General features: G+C 43.2%; 10 protein-coding genes. 3 read left to right on the top strand and 7 right to left on the bottom strand.

Annotated features, from left to right (window positions below; genetic code table 11):
- Positions 1-282: 282 nt before the first annotated feature.
- The 4 genes from I5M27_RS02815 to I5M27_RS02800 form a co-directional block, all read right to left on the bottom strand.
- Positions 283-1,044 (bottom strand): PKD domain-containing protein, encoded by a 762-nt coding sequence (locus tag I5M27_RS02815; protein ID WP_200504500.1) that lies wholly within the window; start codon positions 1,042-1,044, stop codon positions 283-285.
- A gap of 18 nt (positions 1,045-1,062) precedes the next feature.
- A complete protein-coding gene (locus I5M27_RS02810; protein WP_200504499.1) occupies positions 1,063-1,782 on the bottom strand; it encodes a PKD domain-containing protein in 720 nt (239 codons plus the stop codon).
- Between the two features lie 18 nt (positions 1,783-1,800).
- Positions 1,801-2,556 carry a PKD domain-containing protein gene (locus tag I5M27_RS02805; protein ID WP_200504498.1) on the bottom strand — a complete coding sequence of 252 codons (756 nt, stop codon included), beginning with the start codon at positions 2,554-2,556 and terminating at the stop codon, positions 1,801-1,803.
- Positions 2,557-2,734: 178 nt separating this feature from the next.
- Positions 2,735-3,451 carry a pseudouridine synthase gene (locus I5M27_RS02800; RefSeq protein WP_200504497.1) on the bottom strand — a complete coding sequence of 239 codons (717 nt, stop codon included), beginning with the start codon at positions 3,449-3,451 and terminating at the stop codon, positions 2,735-2,737.
- A gap of 330 nt (positions 3,452-3,781) precedes the next feature.
- Between I5M27_RS02800 and I5M27_RS02795 the strand changes: the two genes are divergently transcribed.
- The 3 genes from I5M27_RS02795 (at position 3,782) to I5M27_RS02785 (ending at position 8,403) form a co-directional block, all read left to right on the top strand.
- Complete coding sequence (locus I5M27_RS02795; RefSeq protein ID WP_200504496.1) at positions 3,782-3,922, top strand: hypothetical protein; 141 nt, start codon at positions 3,782-3,784, stop codon at positions 3,920-3,922.
- A gap of 375 nt (positions 3,923-4,297) precedes the next feature.
- Complete coding sequence (locus I5M27_RS02790) at positions 4,298-6,289, top strand: T9SS type A sorting domain-containing protein (RefSeq protein ID WP_200504495.1); 1,992 nt, start codon at positions 4,298-4,300, stop codon at positions 6,287-6,289.
- A gap of 254 nt (positions 6,290-6,543) precedes the next feature.
- On the top strand, positions 6,544-8,403 hold the full coding sequence (locus tag I5M27_RS02785; RefSeq protein WP_200504494.1) for a peptide-N-glycosidase F-related protein: 1,860 nt from the start codon (positions 6,544-6,546) through the stop codon (positions 8,401-8,403).
- A 177-nt stretch (positions 8,404-8,580) separates the two neighbouring features.
- Here the strand turns inward: I5M27_RS02785 and I5M27_RS02780 are convergent, their stop codons facing one another.
- The 3 genes from I5M27_RS02780 to I5M27_RS02770 form a co-directional block, all read right to left on the bottom strand.
- Positions 8,581-9,279, bottom strand: a complete 699-nt coding sequence (locus tag I5M27_RS02780) for a LytR/AlgR family response regulator transcription factor (protein ID WP_200504493.1) — start codon at positions 9,277-9,279, stop codon at positions 8,581-8,583.
- A gap of 34 nt (positions 9,280-9,313) precedes the next feature.
- Positions 9,314-10,339 (bottom strand): sensor histidine kinase, encoded by a 1,026-nt coding sequence (locus I5M27_RS02775; RefSeq protein ID WP_200504492.1) that lies wholly within the window; start codon positions 10,337-10,339, stop codon positions 9,314-9,316.
- Positions 10,340-10,980: 641 nt separating this feature from the next.
- Positions 10,981-16,344, bottom strand: a complete 5,364-nt coding sequence (locus tag I5M27_RS02770) for a T9SS type A sorting domain-containing protein (RefSeq protein WP_200504491.1) — start codon at positions 16,342-16,344, stop codon at positions 10,981-10,983.
- Positions 16,345-16,506 lie beyond the last annotated feature (162 nt).

Below are 16,506 nucleotides of genomic sequence, written 5' to 3'. Positions count from 1 at the left end.
TTTTGCTTCAAAATCCTAGCGTTTTTAAAGTCTATTCACTCGTTACAACGCAATCCTATTTGCAGAACAATTTTCCTGAAGCCCGCAGTAAATTCAAAATAACAATTCTATCATGCTGCTAAATCAGATAACCTGCTCGCAGCCAAGCCGAAATTAAAATAAAATCTGTCGCTAAAACTTGACCAGCCAACTTTATATTTCGCTCAGAGTTATTGATTGAAAAACGGTATGGTTTTCTACCTGAAAACTATTGCAAATTGGTTATGAGCCGGCCTTGTTCGCTTATTCTAACTTAAGCTTGAGATTGAACCGGACCTCATAATCATTATTCTTGAGCTCCACGTACCCGGTTTGCGTTACAGAATCCCATTTTGCTGACCGCGCCGGGTTTAAAATCCAGGAAGTCATTTGCCGGGAGGTATAGGTAGTGGCAGAGGTAGAATCGAATTCGGCCAGTACAAATTTATAATCTTCGTTTAGAAACGGGTTTGTTTCTAAAGTATGCCGGTAAGGTATTTGGCTGGCCTGAAGATTATTCTTAATCCTGCGCATAGATAAATAATTTTCCTGCGTTATTTTAATATAGCCAAACCAAAGGTCCGGCCCTGTTCCGTTATCCCAAGGCAAGCCGGATGGGTCAGTAAATTTCAGTTTATTTATTACCAGTCCTGAAATAAACCGCTCCCCTACTGCAAACTGCATAGATTTTATAGCAGGCACATTCTGATGATCATAAGCCTTCAGAATTACCTGGTACTTTCCCGGGTGTAAAAATTTATGCTTGGCATTTACCGTGTGGGCAGAATCGCCATCGCCGAAATACCAGGTGTAGCGGGCTGCATTGGCACTTAGGTTGGTAAAGGTAACGGTCTGGTTCACATCGGCGAGTTGCAGATCACTGGTAAAACCGACCGTTGCAGCCGAAACCGGCTTAACAGTTGCAGGGGCTGGCTCATCAGAATGATTTCCTTTGCAGGCTGCAAAATTAAAACCCACAAACAGCAATATTAAAAATCTGGTTATTAAACTGGAATATGCGCTCATTAATTTAAGAATTACAGATTACTGCACAGTATATTCAAAATAGATACCCGGATATTGGCCCGGCAAAACAATGATGCCATTATTATTACTATACTTTGTTTTTTGCGCTTCTTTTACAGGATTAAACTGCCAGCTTTTTATTGTTCGGGAAGTTCCCGTTTTTCCTTGCTCCGGCGTTTCGTATATAGTAAACGTGTAATTATTGTTTATTAAAAGGATGGGTGAACCACTTATAAGCCTTTTAGGAATATCTTTCTGCGTAATATTGTCGCCAACCAGCCAGCCATAATTAGTAGTTCCCGGGGTGTTTAAGCCAAAACTCAGATCCGGGCCAGACCCGTCTGCATCCCAGGTATTACCATCAGGATTTCTGAAATTCATGGCCGTTAGCCCAACTGTGGTTAAGTAAAACCGGCCAACATAAACGTTTATGCTGGTCTCATTGGTTTTGCCGCTTCTGTCGGTAACTTTTAACTTTACAACGTGATTACCGGGCGTATCGAAGGAAGTTTTTACAACTTTTTCATCCGATTTCACCCCGTTATCTAATTCCCAGGCATAATCGCGGAGGTTGCTGCTGGTACTGGTAAAAGTAATTATCTCTCCCGGTTCAGCTTGATATTTATCGGCCATAATGCCTGCTTTGGGAGCAACGTTATCTTTGCTGCAGCCGGTTAAAACCAGCAGCAAAACTAAAAACTGAAAATAAAGAGAACTTTTCCGAAACGGTATCTTCATGTGCTAAAAAAGGAAAGATCAGTAAACTTCAAAATAAAGGGTCATATCGTAATCCGGGGTTGGCAGATCCAGTACCGAATTACCTATTTGCGTATCAAAATAATTGGGGGAGCTATTGGTATAGAACATTTCCCGGTTTGTAACCGAACCGTTCATTTCAAATAAGCCAAAGTAATAAAGCCCGCTTGCTAAATTGTAGTTAAGGTTATTGCCAAATACTTTTAAAGGCGTTCTCAGCTTGTATTGGTATGGCAACATTGCAGGCGTAAAATCATTCCTGAGATGTTCATGGAAAATCCAGTCCGGATTTTGGCCGCCTAAAAGCAAAGGTGCCACCCGGAATTCAATATCCGGCCCGGTTCCATCGGTATCCCAGGGCTGGTTTACCGGATTCATGAAATTGATCTTGTTAAGTTTAACGCCCGTCAGATACACCTCCCCAACTTTTATCGTTTTGGAAACTATGCTTACTTCATGGTTAAGGTTATAAGCATTTAGCGTGATGATATAAGTGCCCGGGTTATTATAATGGTGACTGGGGTTCAGGTCGGAAGAAGTTTCACCATCGCCAAATTTCCACTCGTAGCGCACCGCCTTTGTGCTGGAATTTTGCGGGCGAATGGTATATCCGGTCGGCACAATTTTATCAAATAAATCGAAAGAGGCTACCGGCAATTCAGCTTTATTACCCTGAATCGGGTCCGGATCTTTTTCCTTTCCGCCACAGCCGTTCAGCAAAAAAACTACGCACAAATAAAACAGGACCTTCTGCATAACCTGAAAAAAAATAAACAGGCTCGCAAATTATGCATTTTGTTCTATAACAGAAAATTTTCCAAAAAAACATGGACATTTCTGGTTTGAAGTTATTTTCGCAGCTCTAATGAGCCGATCTTTTTTGCAGGACCGGGCTTGATCAGGTGAATTATAAAATTATTTTTTTGGTTGGTTCCTACCAAATTGCTTGCTTCAGAAATGGAGCCCAGGAAAACTGCTCGCAAAGGCGACGCATATTTGCAGGAAGCGCAGCTTTTATTTCAACTTTTTCTCTGGAAAAAGGATGGATGAACGTTAATGCAGCAGCGTGTAATAAAAGTGTATCGCTGTTTAATTCTTCCAGGAACATGAGGTTATGCCGCCAGTCGCCGTGTTTTTTATCGCCTATAATATAATGCCGGATGTGTCCGAAATGCCTGCGGATCTGGTGCATGCGGCCGGTTTCCGGTTTAATTTTAACGAGGCTGTAACGGGCAGTTTCGTAACGCCCCACCGGAATTTGTAACTCAACCGTTCCAAGCCTTTCGAAATGGGTAACGGCCTCCTGTGCTTCTTTCAGGTTGTTGTCCCGGTCCGGGCGAATGGGCCAGTCGATTGTGCCGGCTTCCGGGGCATAACCCCGCACAATTGCCAGGTAAGTTTTATCGGGTTGGCGTTCCTGAAAAGCTTTTACAATGGGGGCGGCCGCTTCAGGACTTTTGGCAAACAGCAGCACCCCCGATGTACCCCGGTCCAGGCGGTGCAGGGGGTGCAAGCGTAATCCGAGCTGGTCGCGCAGTAACTGGAGCGCAAATTCGTTTTTCTCTTCCGCCATGCGCGTACGATGCACCAGCAAGCCATTCGGTTTGTTAATAGCTACATAATGCGCGTCTTCATACAGTATTTCCAGCACTTTTCAGGTAATATTAAGGCAGTTGCATAATCCAAAAAACCGATCTTCAGAAAAGAAGCCCGCTCACAAGTCATATTTAAACAAAACACAGTTTTAATTGCGGGTTTCTGTTTGCAAAGCGGCAGGAATGAACCTAACCGGCAACGCAATAAACCCTGAATACCAGATATTTACAACAAAATAATTTTAAATATCAATCAGCACTTTTCACTATAATTACCAAAAACCAAACACTTGCTTTACCAACTATTGGACTTTCATTTGGTAGCGAAAATAGCCGGGTTAAAGGACCTGCTTTTTGGTCGCAGTAAAGGAATAAACCATGGTCAAATGCTTTATTCCCGGAATGGCAAAGGTAAACGTTTTAAAATGAATTTCACCGGCAAAACTATTTTGGATATGAACGTGCAGAAAGGCAACAATAAAATAACGATCGGGATGTATGAGCATTTACCTGCCGGCGTTTATTAAATGCACAATTCGGCCTGGGAAAAATTGCAACCCGATTACGAAAGAAACAATGAACTAAAAAACGCTATGGTTTTTCACTGAAAAAGTCCCGCTGAAGTTACAGCGGGACTTTTTTGCTTTTAAAGTTTTGCGTTCAGGCATACATTTTCCCTGTTCATGAATGCTTCTTAAGAACAAGAAAAGCTAAATTATATATTAGTTTCAGTATATACAATATTATATAACGCCTTACGCTTCTGCCTGAACATTGATCAGGCTTTTCTGCACAACAAACAAACTTATTAATTTAATTAAAACCTGTTGTTACCTGCTTCCTACAGAAGCTTTGGTGGATTTCTATGGCCATTATTTTAAATAAAAATTATAACTCTTGAAATGAAAAAATCTTTACTCACTGTGTTTGCAGCTGCATTTGCCTTACACACAAATGCCCAGACATATTCTTATGCTCCGGTAACTGTTTCTGGTTTCACGGCAGACGTGATTGCCAATGGCTCCGGTTCGGCCACCGCTTCGACATCTACTGACGTTGACCTTGTTGGCTACAATTTTGTTGCTCAGAACTATGTAAGCCCTACTAACCAAACCCCGGCGGCTTTTTTACCGAACAGCGGACTTATTAACAGTGTTGCTACTTCAGGCTTAACGTTCCAGTTAGCGCCTTACACCGGTAACAACTCTTTGCGCCTGACTGGCACTACCAATAATGGTACGCTTACCTTGGCCACTCCTACCGCTGCAAATCAGATTTATCTTTTAGCCACCTCGGTGTATACCAGCACATTAACAGTTACGGTAAACTTTACCGATGGTACAAATCAGGCATTTACCAATCAGACCGTAGATCGGTGGATGGTTGGCACCGGAACCATTGCAGCGCAAAATATTGGCAGAGTTTCAAGAACAACAAATATTCTTGAAAACCCGGCAAATGCCCCGCGTCTTTATCAGTTAGCATTAGCACTAAGTGCCGCAAATACCAGCAAGTTGATACAAAGCATTGCCATCAATAAAACCTCTACCGGGACCAACGAAGTATTGCACATCATGGGGGTTTCTATCCGGACAATTGTTCCAGCTGTTGCTACCGACGCCGGTATTACAGCTATCACCGCACCGAATTCTGGTTGCGCCCTTACCAGTACGGAAACCATTACGGTAACCGTAAAGAATAACGGATCTTCCACTTTGAGCAACATCCCGGTATCCTATAAGATCGGCGCCACCGGAACACCGGTAAATGAAGTAGTAGCTGGCCCCGTTTTGGCAAATGCTATAGTAAATTATTCTTTTACCCAAAAAGCAAACCTGAGCGCTTTAGGAACCTATGCCATAGAAGCTAAAGCTATAATGCCCGGTGATGTTGTGCCAACGAACGATACTTTCACGAAGTCGGTAACAAATAGCTCTACGCCGGCAACTCCTTCCATTACAAATTCCGGAGCTTCTTCAATCTGTTCCGGCAACACAGTAACGTTAACAGCCGCTTCAACTACCACTGGAGTTGCTTATCAGTGGTTTAACAATGGTACTGCCATTAGCGGAGCTACCAATGCAACTTATACCGCAAATGCTGCCGGTAGCTACACTGCAACAGCTATTATTGCTGGAACCTGTTCAAGCCCAGTTTCTACCACGATTACCCTTACTGTAAATACTCCGCCACCGGCACCAGGTGTAAACTTAACCGGTTCAACCGCTATTTGTACCGGCGATTCGGCAACTTTAACTGCTGTTTCATCCGTTACAGGCGCTGCCTTTACCTGGTTTAATAATGGTAACCTGATACAGGGAGCAACTACGGCAAACTTAACGGTGAAAGCAGCTGGCAGCTATACTGCTATTGCGACAGCTAATGGTTGCGCCAGCCCGGCTTCAGTAGCCAGAGCCATCACCGTTAAGCAGCTCCCAGTAACGCCCACCATCACCCGGAATGGCAATTTGCTCACTTCCAGCAGCCCGGCCGGCAACCAGTGGTTCAAAAACGGCACTGCTATTCCTGGCGGAAATGTTCAAAGCTTAAATGCTTCTTCCAATGGCGTTTACACAGTAAAAGTTACTGCCAACGGCTGTACTTCCCTGTCCTCTAACGCCGTAACCATTACCAATACCGGCATCAACCATGACAGGAATAAACTGGAGGTTGCAGTTTATCCAAACCCCTCTACCGGCCTGTTCAATCTGAATTTACCGGAAGGAAAAACCTATGAATTAGTAGTAACTGACCTGACAGGTAAGGTGATCGAACTGAAAACAGTAAAAACAACTGCCGCGCAAATAGACCTGAGCAAAACTGCCAAAGGCGTTTACATGCTCAAAATTACCAGCGAAAACAATACCGCTACCCGCAAACTGATCGTGGAATAACCTCAAAACGCTATTAATCTCACCCCAAAAAGTCCTGCAATTTAACCTGCAGGGCTTTTTCTAATTTTAAAACACCTCGCCGCAAAAACAAATTAAATACTGTCAATTCATATCGAAAACAGAAAACAACGCATTAACCCACTACAAGACAATCGCCTTAAACTGAGCCCTATTACATTATTTATACCCTTTTTCCTTCAAATTCTTTTTTCATGAAACATTGTTACTTCCTCTTTTTTTTAAGTCTTTTTTTATTGTCAGGTGTTCAAGCCGCCCCCGGAGACACAACGGTAGTGCAGTCGCACACGGCAACGCAGCTGGCTAATTATGGCAACTATAATTCCCCGGCAGTTTTCCCAACTTCCAACACTGCTTACCGCAACATTACCATGACATTTACCCTGGGCAAATACCAATGCCAGGGCAATCCGCAATACTGCGGCGACTGGGATTATGGGGTTCAGGTCTTTCTGTTTACTCCTACCGATACCTTTGAGATCGGGCGTTTAATAACGCCTTATGCCAACGTAAGCCGCTTTCCGTGGAACTGGCAACATCGCTACGAATTTGATGTAACGGATTATGCCCAGTATTTAAAAGGCAACACCAATATCCGGATCCATTACAGTGGCTACTCGGGCGGTTTTACCGCAAACGTGAAATTTACTTTGATTGAAGGTACGCCGCCACGCAACGTAATAAAAATTGACCGCCTGTGGAATGGTAGTTTTGCTTATGGAAATTCCGCAGCTTTTGAAGCTAAAATGAACGCGCGCACAAAACAAATACCTGCCGGTACTCAAGCGGCGGTTTTAAAATTCAACGTAACCGGCCACGGCTCTAACCCTGCCGATAATTGCTCAGAATTCTGCAGCAAATACTACCGCGTAAACGTAAACAATGCCATGGTTGCCCAGAAAAATATCTGGCGAAACAACTGCGGCCTCAACAACCTTTATCCGCAAACCGGTACTTGGGTTTATGACCGCGCAAACTGGTGCCCCGGCGATGCGGTTCAATCAAACTATCACCCGCTGGGCAACCTTACCGCAGGCAGCAACTATACGGTAGACGTAGATTTTCAGGCATATAATGTAAGTTCTTCCCAAGCCTCTTACGCGGTGGAAGGCCAGGTTATTTACTACGGTGCCTATCATTACACTACTGATGCTTCATTAGAAACTATAATTTCACCAAATGATCACGAAGCTTATTTCCGTTCTAACCCAACCTGCGAAGAAGCAAAGATCCTGGTGAAAAACACAGGCAATACTACAATCAACAGCCTGGAAGTTACTTACGGCCTGCTGGGAGGAACGATGCACACATACCCCTTAAGCGTTAGTATTCCGGCAGGGGGTTCCGAAGAACTTTCTTTACCGAACAATTCAGAATTCGTGACCATGGGAACCGGCAAAGCAAAATTTACTGCCCTGATTTCTAAAGTAAACGGCGCAGCCGACCCAAATGCCTTAAACAACGAAATGCAGACTGAATTTACGCCAATGGCAGTTTGGCCGAATAATTTCCTGGTAACCATGACCACTAATGGAGCAGGCTCTCAAACCAAATGGCGCATTTACGATGCTTCCGGCAACGCAGTAAAATCGCGTTTGCAAACTTCCGGCAATACTACCTACCGTGATACAATACAGTTGCCGTCAGGATGCTATCGCCTGGAAGTAACTGATACTGGCTGCAACGGTCTTTCCTGGTGGGCGGCTCAAAGCCAGGGAACTGGTTCTTTAACTGCTAAAAACTTAGCTAACAACGCCAATTTAAAACTGAAAGGCTACTTCAATGGCGATTTCGGTTGTGGTTTTACAGAAGCATTCCGTATTCAGACAACCTTAGGTACCCAGGAAGACAAAGCTGCTTTTGATCTGTCTGTATTCCCCAACCCGGCTCAAACTATCCTGAACGTTAAAGTAGAAAGCAAGAACCAAATTGTTTCGCTGGAACTTTACAACGCCCTTGGCCAGCAGGTTTCTAAACTCGAGGAAATGAGCCCGAATATCCAGGTTCCGGTACATCATTTGCCAGCCGGGGTTTACACCTTAAAATGCCAGGTAGCCAATAAATTTGTTCAGAAACAGATCGTAATCCAGAAGTAATGCAGGCATTAAAAGTTAATTGATAATTGTAATACGCATCTTACACTTCAGAAAAAACTGAATAAATCAGGCAGGTTAATTAAAATAAAAAGGCTGGAATAATATCCAGCCTTTTTATTTTTTTACAAAAACAAGATCCTTAAAGTCAGAAAACGCATAATGAATTCAGGTTGACAATTAATAATGCAACCATTCTTCAATGAAATGCAGGTAAGTTTTCCCAATCGGTAATTTTACTCCGGATGTCAACTGCACTTTCTGGTTAGAGATAAATTTTACTTTGAAAACGTTTACAATAAAACGCCGATGAATTCTTTTAAATTTATCTTCCGGAAGCTTTTCCAGCACTTTATTCAACGATATCAAGGTTAATACCGGCTTTGCTTTCACCAGGTGGATCTTGATGTATTTTTCGGAGCTTTCAATAAATTCAATATCGGAAAGGGCAATTTTGATCCGCTGATATTCCGAAGAAACTACCAGGCTTTCCGGGTGCGATTCTGCCTGAATTTGCTTAGCGGAGTAATAATCGAGGGCTTTCTGAAAGGCTTTCCCGAAGCGTTCAAAAGTGATGGGTTTCAAAAGGTAATCGAGCGCATCCAGCTCAAAACCCTCGTAAGCAAAATCTTTGTAAGCAGTGGTAAAAATTACCTGCGGCTTTTCATTTAAAGAACGGATCAGATCCAGACCGGAAATATCCGGCATATTGATATCCAGAAACAACACATCTACCGGGTTATGCCGAAGAAATTCGGCCCCGGATAAAGCATCGTTAAAGGTTTGTATTAAATGTAAGGCGGGAATTTTGGCCGCATAATTCCTGATCAGATTTAACGCTAAAGGTTCATCATCAATGGCAATGCATTTAAGGATCATGCTTTCAGGATATTTTTTTTACAAATAGAAGATATTATGCGAACAAAGTAAGGTTTACAGTATAGTAACCATTGTTGTTGGAAATTGTTAAATTGTGCTTATTCGGGTATAGGTACTTAAGCCGTTTTTCAGTATTAACCAGCCCAATACCGATGCGTTCTATTACCCGCGGCAAGGCAAAAATCCTATTCTGACAGAAAAAACTGATCTTCTCATCATCTATTTGCAATTTAATGGTTATCCGGGCTTCTTCACGACTGCTGATGCCATATTTAAAAACGTTTTCAATATAGGTCATCAGAATAAGCGGAGCAATCTGCTTATCTTTTATATTGCCGGTAACCGAGAAATCTACGGTCATATTCTTGTACAACCGCAGTTTTTGCAGGTCTATGTAATCCCTGATACAATTTATTTCTTCTTCGAGCGGCACAAAATCTTTGGATGCATCATCGGTAAGGTACCGCATAATGTTGGAAAGCCTCATGATAGATGCCGGAGTTTCCGGGTGCTGATCTACCGATAAGGAATAAATATTATTCAGGGTATTGAATAAAAAATGCGGGTTTATCTGCGCTTTCAGGTACGATAATTCCGCGTTTGCTCTGTCTGTTTCTGCCTGTAAAGCCCGTTTTTCTGTGGCTTCTCTTTGCTTAATTACCTGAATTGCCAGGCCGATAACAACTACAAAAACAAAAATTATGATGGATATGGTATCTGGCAATAACGGAGGATAGTCAGGCAAAGCAACATTCTGTTCTTTCAAATAATGGCTGAACATCAGAATGAAAGGTTTCAGGAAATAAAAAGCCGTGAATAAGCCAAAAATGGTCAGTATGTATTTGTTGTATTGTTTCTTCAGGTAAAACCTGGGAATAAAAAAGTAATAGTTAAGGTAGTACAACGATAAGTACGAAAACGAAAACAGCCAGTAATACGGCAATGTCAGAACACTCTCTATCTCAAATTCATCGCCTTCAATAAAGAAAATCAGAGGAAAGCACAGAAAGAAGAACCATAAAATAAAATGCAGGGCATAAGAAAAGATTTTTTTTTGCATATACAAAAGAAACGATTCACAGGCTTCCTGCAAAATTGAGCAGAATAAATAAACACCTGCCCTAAGAACTAAAATCTGCTTTTTTATCATATAACGGCAACTGTTTACAAATAGCTTATTCCAGACACAGGCTTCTTTTTTAAATTTGTTATGTAAAAAAAATCCCCCAAAATCTTTCGGGGGACTTTCCACATAAACAACATTTATTTCCACTACCTACCTCATAGTCAGATAAACCGTTTTTACCCATTACCAGGCAAAGATTACGGAGTAAAATGAATTACCTTTTACAAGGCTTTTCATCGTGTGATTGCAAATTAACTTCTCGTCGGGTTTATTTTTATCACTTTACCACTCTTAGTATATAATTCACACGCTCCACATCTTTTCAGGTCTATTGAAGACTTTAACAGATAGTATCAACTTTAATATGCATTACTAAATTAGGTTATGTTTTCCCTGGAAAACAGCGAATATCCCTGAATAGGCAAAATGTATCTTTGAACGTTCAGAAATAGACCTAACACATCTTATTAACAGATATTTACATTCAAAAAATATAAAAAACGGTAGGCTCAGCCATGAAAAAACTCCTGCCTTATCGAGGCAGGAGTTTTTAAGTTAAAAGTTATACCGTTTTTTTATTCTACGATCAGCTTGCGTACCGCAGCCCCTTTCTCGCCTCTAACTTTCAGTAGATAAACGCCTTTGGCTGTGCCTTCCAGGTTCAGTTGGTTTGCGCCGCCTTTAGCGGGGTATTTCTTCAGTACTTTGCCAGTCAGGTCAGTTACTACCAGTTCGTAGTTTTTACCTTGCGGCAGTTCAACGTTGAAGATACCGTTGCTTGGATTCGGAAATACATTCAGTTGGGCAGAAAGCGTAGCATCTTTCACACCGGTATACACAACACGCCTGATCTCGATGTTGTCGATCAGGTTGGCTGTACCAGCACCAGCTGCATAAGGTTCTTTCACATTCGATTCGATCACGAGTTGCAGACCGTTACGGTTCTGATAATTGCTCAGGTCAACTCTGATTTTCTTCCAGCTGATTGGCGTGCCAGTAAATGGAGGACGATATGTCTGTCCGATCTGAACGCCATCTGCCAATATGCGCAGGTTCGTGTTAGCATTAGCTGTTTTATACAACTGCTTCAGATCGAAAGTCAGTAATAATGAATCCTTAGGGTTAGTGCTGCCTGGATCGAAACAGATGTAAAGCGCCGAAATATTTTCCAGGTTGTTCATCCAAGGATCAGTAATGCCCGTTGGAATCGTCCAGCTCGAATGATTCACACCATCCATAATAATTCCTTTGGTAGAACCGGCACCATTTGTAGCATCAACACTTTCAACAACTGCAGATCTGGAATTGGTTACTGTACGTAACTGAGCAATACCATTTCCAGCCGGCTCAAAATCGAATACCGGAGGAAGCCCGGCAAAAGTAGAATTCGCAATAGAATAAGTAGCCGAATTATTTGTTGCATTCGGATCACCGGTCATGTTTACTGTAACCTCAATATTCTGATTACCGGAAGCAGACAGGTTTGCAGTTTGGTTAAAGGTAAAGTTAGCTAAAGCACCACTTGCCAATGATCCGGTAAAGTTTTCCGTTACCGGAGAGCCACCATTCACGGAATAAGTTAACGTAAAACCCGAAGCAGCAACTGGCCCCTGGTTCTGAATAACCGCTGTGATCGGCTCTGCATTGGTCAAACCGCAAAGCTTATTGATCGGAACAACTGAATTAACAGCCAGGTCATTGCTTTTATCCAGTATCTTAATTTCATCAAAAGCAAAACCATTGTCCTGGCCTGAAGCATCGGAACCAAAGGCAACACGCAGCAAAACAGCAGACTGACCGCCCAAACCATTAAGTCGGTGTTTTACAGTCACCCAGCCATTAGAACCATTATTAGTAGAATTGCGTCCTGACCAGCCATGTGCTGAAGCCGCCGACTGACCACCCGGGCCACCATTAATGGTATTATCGTTATACCAGTTATTCGGGTCACCTTTCACGCCTACGTTCTGCCAGGTTAGGCCTCCGTCAATAGAAGATTGCAATACGGCACCATCCAAGCTGAATTCAGAGTTCCACCAGGCTTTCATTTCGAAATCAGGGTCTGCCAAACCGGCAAAATTAAAGCAAGGACCAACTACGTACGAATTCTCATAAGCATTATAGGTTCCGGTCAGGCTGGTTACCCATGATTTTGTACCGGCACCAGCAGCGTTGATCACCGTTTTTGCAGGAGTACCCAGTGCCCAGGTAGAATTAGTACCGCCAGCCAGCCAGCCGCCGTTTCCGTTTTCAAACCCTTCGGTATAAGGCAGCGAAGAAACAACGGGAATGTTTGTAACAATTTTAACCAGGGAATCATTAAATGCCAGGTTATCGCCAGGTACAAATGTTCTTGCAACAATGGTATGCGACCCTACAACACTCAGATTAGCTTTGGCGGCGAAGGTATAATTAATAGTTGTGTTAGATGCTATCGGACCAGCTACAACTTCGGTTACCGGTGAACCACCATCTACTTTAAAGGAAACCGGAATATTTGATAACGTTGTTCCACCAAAGTTTTTAACGGCAATGGTTACCGTTTCCAGATTCGTTAAGCCACACCCTGAATTAGGAGTAATAATGGCAGTAACGCCACCATCGTTGGTCGGAGTTTCATAGATCGTTACATCATCAAATGCAAAGCCATCGTAATTCGTTGAACCATCAGATCCGAAGGCAATGCGCAGACGTACGGAAGACTGACCGCCTAAACCAGACAAAGTATGTTTTGCCGTAACCCAACCACCACTACCGTTACTGGTAGCGTTACGGCCGGTCCAGCCATGCGCTGAGGGAGGAAGCTGGTCGCCGGGACCACCATTAATGGAATTGTCGTTATACCAGTTATTAGGATCGCCGGAAACACCCACGTTCTGCCAGGTTAAGCCTCCATCAATTGAAGATTGCAAAACGGCACCGTCGTTGCTGAAATCGGAATTCCACCAGACTTTCATTTCAATTACCGGGGCCGTTAAGCCAGAGAAATTGAAACATGGGCTAACTACCTGCGATTTTTCAGTTGAATTATGGTTTGTTGTAAGGTTGGTAACCCACGACTTGGTTCCGGATGCAGCTGAGTTTATAGTTGCCTTAGCCGGAGTTCCCCAAGCCCAGGAAGAAGATGCGCCGCTCGCTATCCAGCCACCCTGGTTGGTGTCAAAATTTTCCAGGTACGGATACGTTGTAACCAGCGGGATAGCAATTATTGCTTTAGATGCACCATCGTTTGAAGTAAACATATCTCCAGCCAGGTTGGCCTGAGCAGCAATGGTGTAATTATTCGGAACGCTTAAATTCGCTTTGGTTGTGAAATTATAAGTTACAGAAGCCCCGGGAGCCAATGGTCCGGCAAAAGTTTCTGTAACCGGCGTACCACCGTTAATGGTGTAAGAAACCGGAATGTTGCTCTGGGCTGCGGCACCGAAGTTGTTCAGGGTAACCGAGATTGTTTCCTGATTTGTAAGACCGCATCCGGTATTCGGCGAAAGAATTGCACTGATACCAGCATCCGTTGCAGGTGGCACGAATTCATAAGCTCCCGGGTCCGGGTTTGTTGTGCTACGGGTTGTACCGGTTAAATCATCTACTACGACAGTCTGAGCCACCCCTGCGTTATTTAACTGGCCGGCATTTGGTCTCAGGTTACCCGCAGGCAGATTGGTAAAATATGAATCTACAGAAACAGAATTCTGATCATAGGCACCAGCGTTTACGGCTTTCCAGTCGGCTAACGTGTTTCTGTCTGCGGTGTAATACCCAATTTTACCGGAAGTGCCTAAATAAAAGTTATTGCCGTTGCTCTGCAGCGCAATACCACTAAATGCCAGGTAAATTGCATACTTATTGGTTGCAGCGCTGGCCAGGGAAAAATTGTTGTTAATTACCCGTACATTGGTAGAGGCCGTGGTAAACCAGATACCCCGCAGTGTACTGTAAGATATTGCAGGATCATCTGCTGATATTGTATTGTGGTAGAACCAGTTATTATTGAAAGCACCATTATAGAATGCGTATAAAAGTCCGCCGTTATTATTCAGGTTGTAACCGAGGTTATTCGAGAAAATATTTTCAGAACCTACGGCACCTGAACTATTGCAATAATAAAGGTAAACAGTTCCGGTTTTAGTGGTCGCTGCATCGTGGGTATTGTGCACGCGGTTTTTTTTGATGTGGTTGCCGATAGAGATACCGGATAGATATACCCCATAATAAGCAGTGCCATTCGTACGTACCGCACGGCTTATATCGTTGCCTTCTATAATGACGTTCGTTACATTATTCAGGTATAAACCATAAAAATATGAATCCTTTATCTGGTTATCCTTTATCAGGTTTCCAACTGCACCTCCGTTACTACTATTTCCGTTAATTGAAATCCCCCCATAGCCTCCGTTAATAATATTATTCTGAATAATTGTATTGCTGGCATTATTTCCGGCAGATGTAGCACCCGAGCCTGCCACAATACCAAATACTGCCGATGTGGTTAACGTTAAAGGTATGTTAACAGTATTGTTTGAAATGACATTATTATCGGCATTATTCTTTAACTGAATACCCCAGCCGGTGGTAGCCGCTGCAGGCAGCGTAATATTAAAATTATTGATCTTGACAAAATCAGCACCGTCCAGGGTAAAAATACCCAGGTGGGTCGATCCGGGAGCAACAGAAACGGTATTGCCTGAGCCTTCAAAAGTAACGGTATTGGTTGCACTGGCGCCGTTTATTGCCGCCAGCGTTACTTGTTCGTTGTAAGGTCCGGAATTTGGCACTACAGTGAACGTTACAGGCCCGCTAACCCCGCAACTGCTGAGTATCTGCCGGGCGGCTGCAAACGATGTAAAATTAGTAGCAGTAGCCGGGGTGTTTTTATCGATGGTGTAGTTACCGCTTAAGGCGTTGCAGGCTGTAACAGACACTTGTATCGTATCGTTGGCTGGAGCCCCATCTGGCAGGCTGTTGGGCTGAGAACTCCAGGCCTTAATGGTATGGTTTCCTGCCGGAAAAGTATAGTTCCCGATGGTAACAGGCGTGGAAACAGCATTCGTAGTTAAAGCCGGGGAAGCGGTAAAAGCATAGTTATTTAAAACGGTATTCCCGTTAATGCTAAAACCCAGGGTTGCAGTATTAAGCGGGCTCGAACCGAAGTTTTTTACGGTTACCGTTACTGGCTGGCTTATGCCCGGAGTTACCGGCGAAGTAGGCGCTGAAATAGCAGTTATCCCGATATCATTCGGCAATAACGTACTGGCCGATACCGCAAATACATGCAGTATTTCGTTTGCAGGTGTAGATGTTTTGGTAAATTTTATACTTTGTATGAGCTTGCTGGTATTAGCTGCATTCAACGTAAAAGCATACTGGTATAGGCGCGGGTTATTGGCTGGGTTTTCGATCGTGTTGTCTGCTCTTTTTACCCGACCAATCGTTTTAATTGCAATAGGTGCAGTACCATCAAACCAGTTAGGAACAACATTGCCAGAAAATGTTTCCGTGGTTCCATCGGTAAAATTAAGGGTTGCGGTAAAAGTACAGCCATAAGCCGAAGTTATGAGCAGGTTAATTTTATGAGCAGCGCGAGGCGTTACAAATACAATAGTATCTGTATTGTTTGCAGTAGTTATTCGCAGGGAATTGTTGGCATTGTAAGGCGCCATCTGAAAACTAAGCCCTGCGGTAGCGGCGCTGTTAATAAGCCCCCCGGTAGGTAAATATGAAACCGGGGTCTGGTTTGCAGGGTTAACAAAATTCTGGGCTACCAGGTTAAATCCCACTCCGTCTATATCGTACGGGGCAGAACTTATTGCGGTACCTGGCCCATCGGAAATTACGTCGGCCGAAAAGCCTGTAACGGGCACGGTGGCATGGGTATAGGTTTGTGCTTTAGCCTGAAGACTGAGGGCCGCTGCAACGGTAAGTAATAATCTTTTTTTCATTAAGTGAATGTTGAATGATGAAAATTTAAAGTTTCGGGAATAGTTTTCGTTTTCAGTTTTCCATAGGCATTCCTTTCCAAGCTTAATTATATACCAGTGAAATATATTGTTAAAGGATTGGCCCTCATCGGAGGTATGTCTAAACAAAGGTTTTCTATCCCT

Source organism: Adhaeribacter terrigena (genome assembly GCF_016623615.1).
Classification (GTDB): Bacteria; Bacteroidota; Bacteroidia; order Cytophagales; family Hymenobacteraceae; genus Adhaeribacter_A; species Adhaeribacter_A terrigena.
This window is presented reverse-complemented; position numbering and strand designations above follow the sequence as displayed.

Bases quoted from the DNA above. Each gene is read 5' to 3' on its own strand.
- I5M27_RS02815 (WP_200504500.1), bottom strand. From the start codon at position 1,044: ATGAGCGCATATTCCAGTTTAATAACCAGATTTTTAATATTGCTGTTT.
- I5M27_RS02810 (WP_200504499.1), bottom strand. From the start codon at position 1,782: ATGAAGATACCGTTTCGGAAAAGTTCTCTTTATTTTCAGTTTTTAGTT.
- I5M27_RS02805 (WP_200504498.1), bottom strand. From the start codon at position 2,556: ATGCAGAAGGTCCTGTTTTATTTGTGCGTAGTTTTTTTGCTGAACGGC.
- I5M27_RS02795 (WP_200504496.1), top strand. From the start codon at position 3,782: ATGCTTTATTCCCGGAATGGCAAAGGTAAACGTTTTAAAATGAATTTC.
- I5M27_RS02790 (WP_200504495.1), top strand. From the start codon at position 4,298: ATGAAAAAATCTTTACTCACTGTGTTTGCAGCTGCATTTGCCTTACAC.
- I5M27_RS02780 (WP_200504493.1), bottom strand. From the start codon at position 9,279: ATGATCCTTAAATGCATTGCCATTGATGATGAACCTTTAGCGTTAAAT.
- I5M27_RS02775 (WP_200504492.1), bottom strand. From the start codon at position 10,339: ATGCAAAAAAAAATCTTTTCTTATGCCCTGCATTTTATTTTATGGTTC.
- I5M27_RS02770 (WP_200504491.1), bottom strand. From the start codon at position 16,344: ATGAAAAAAAGATTATTACTTACCGTTGCAGCGGCCCTCAGTCTTCAG.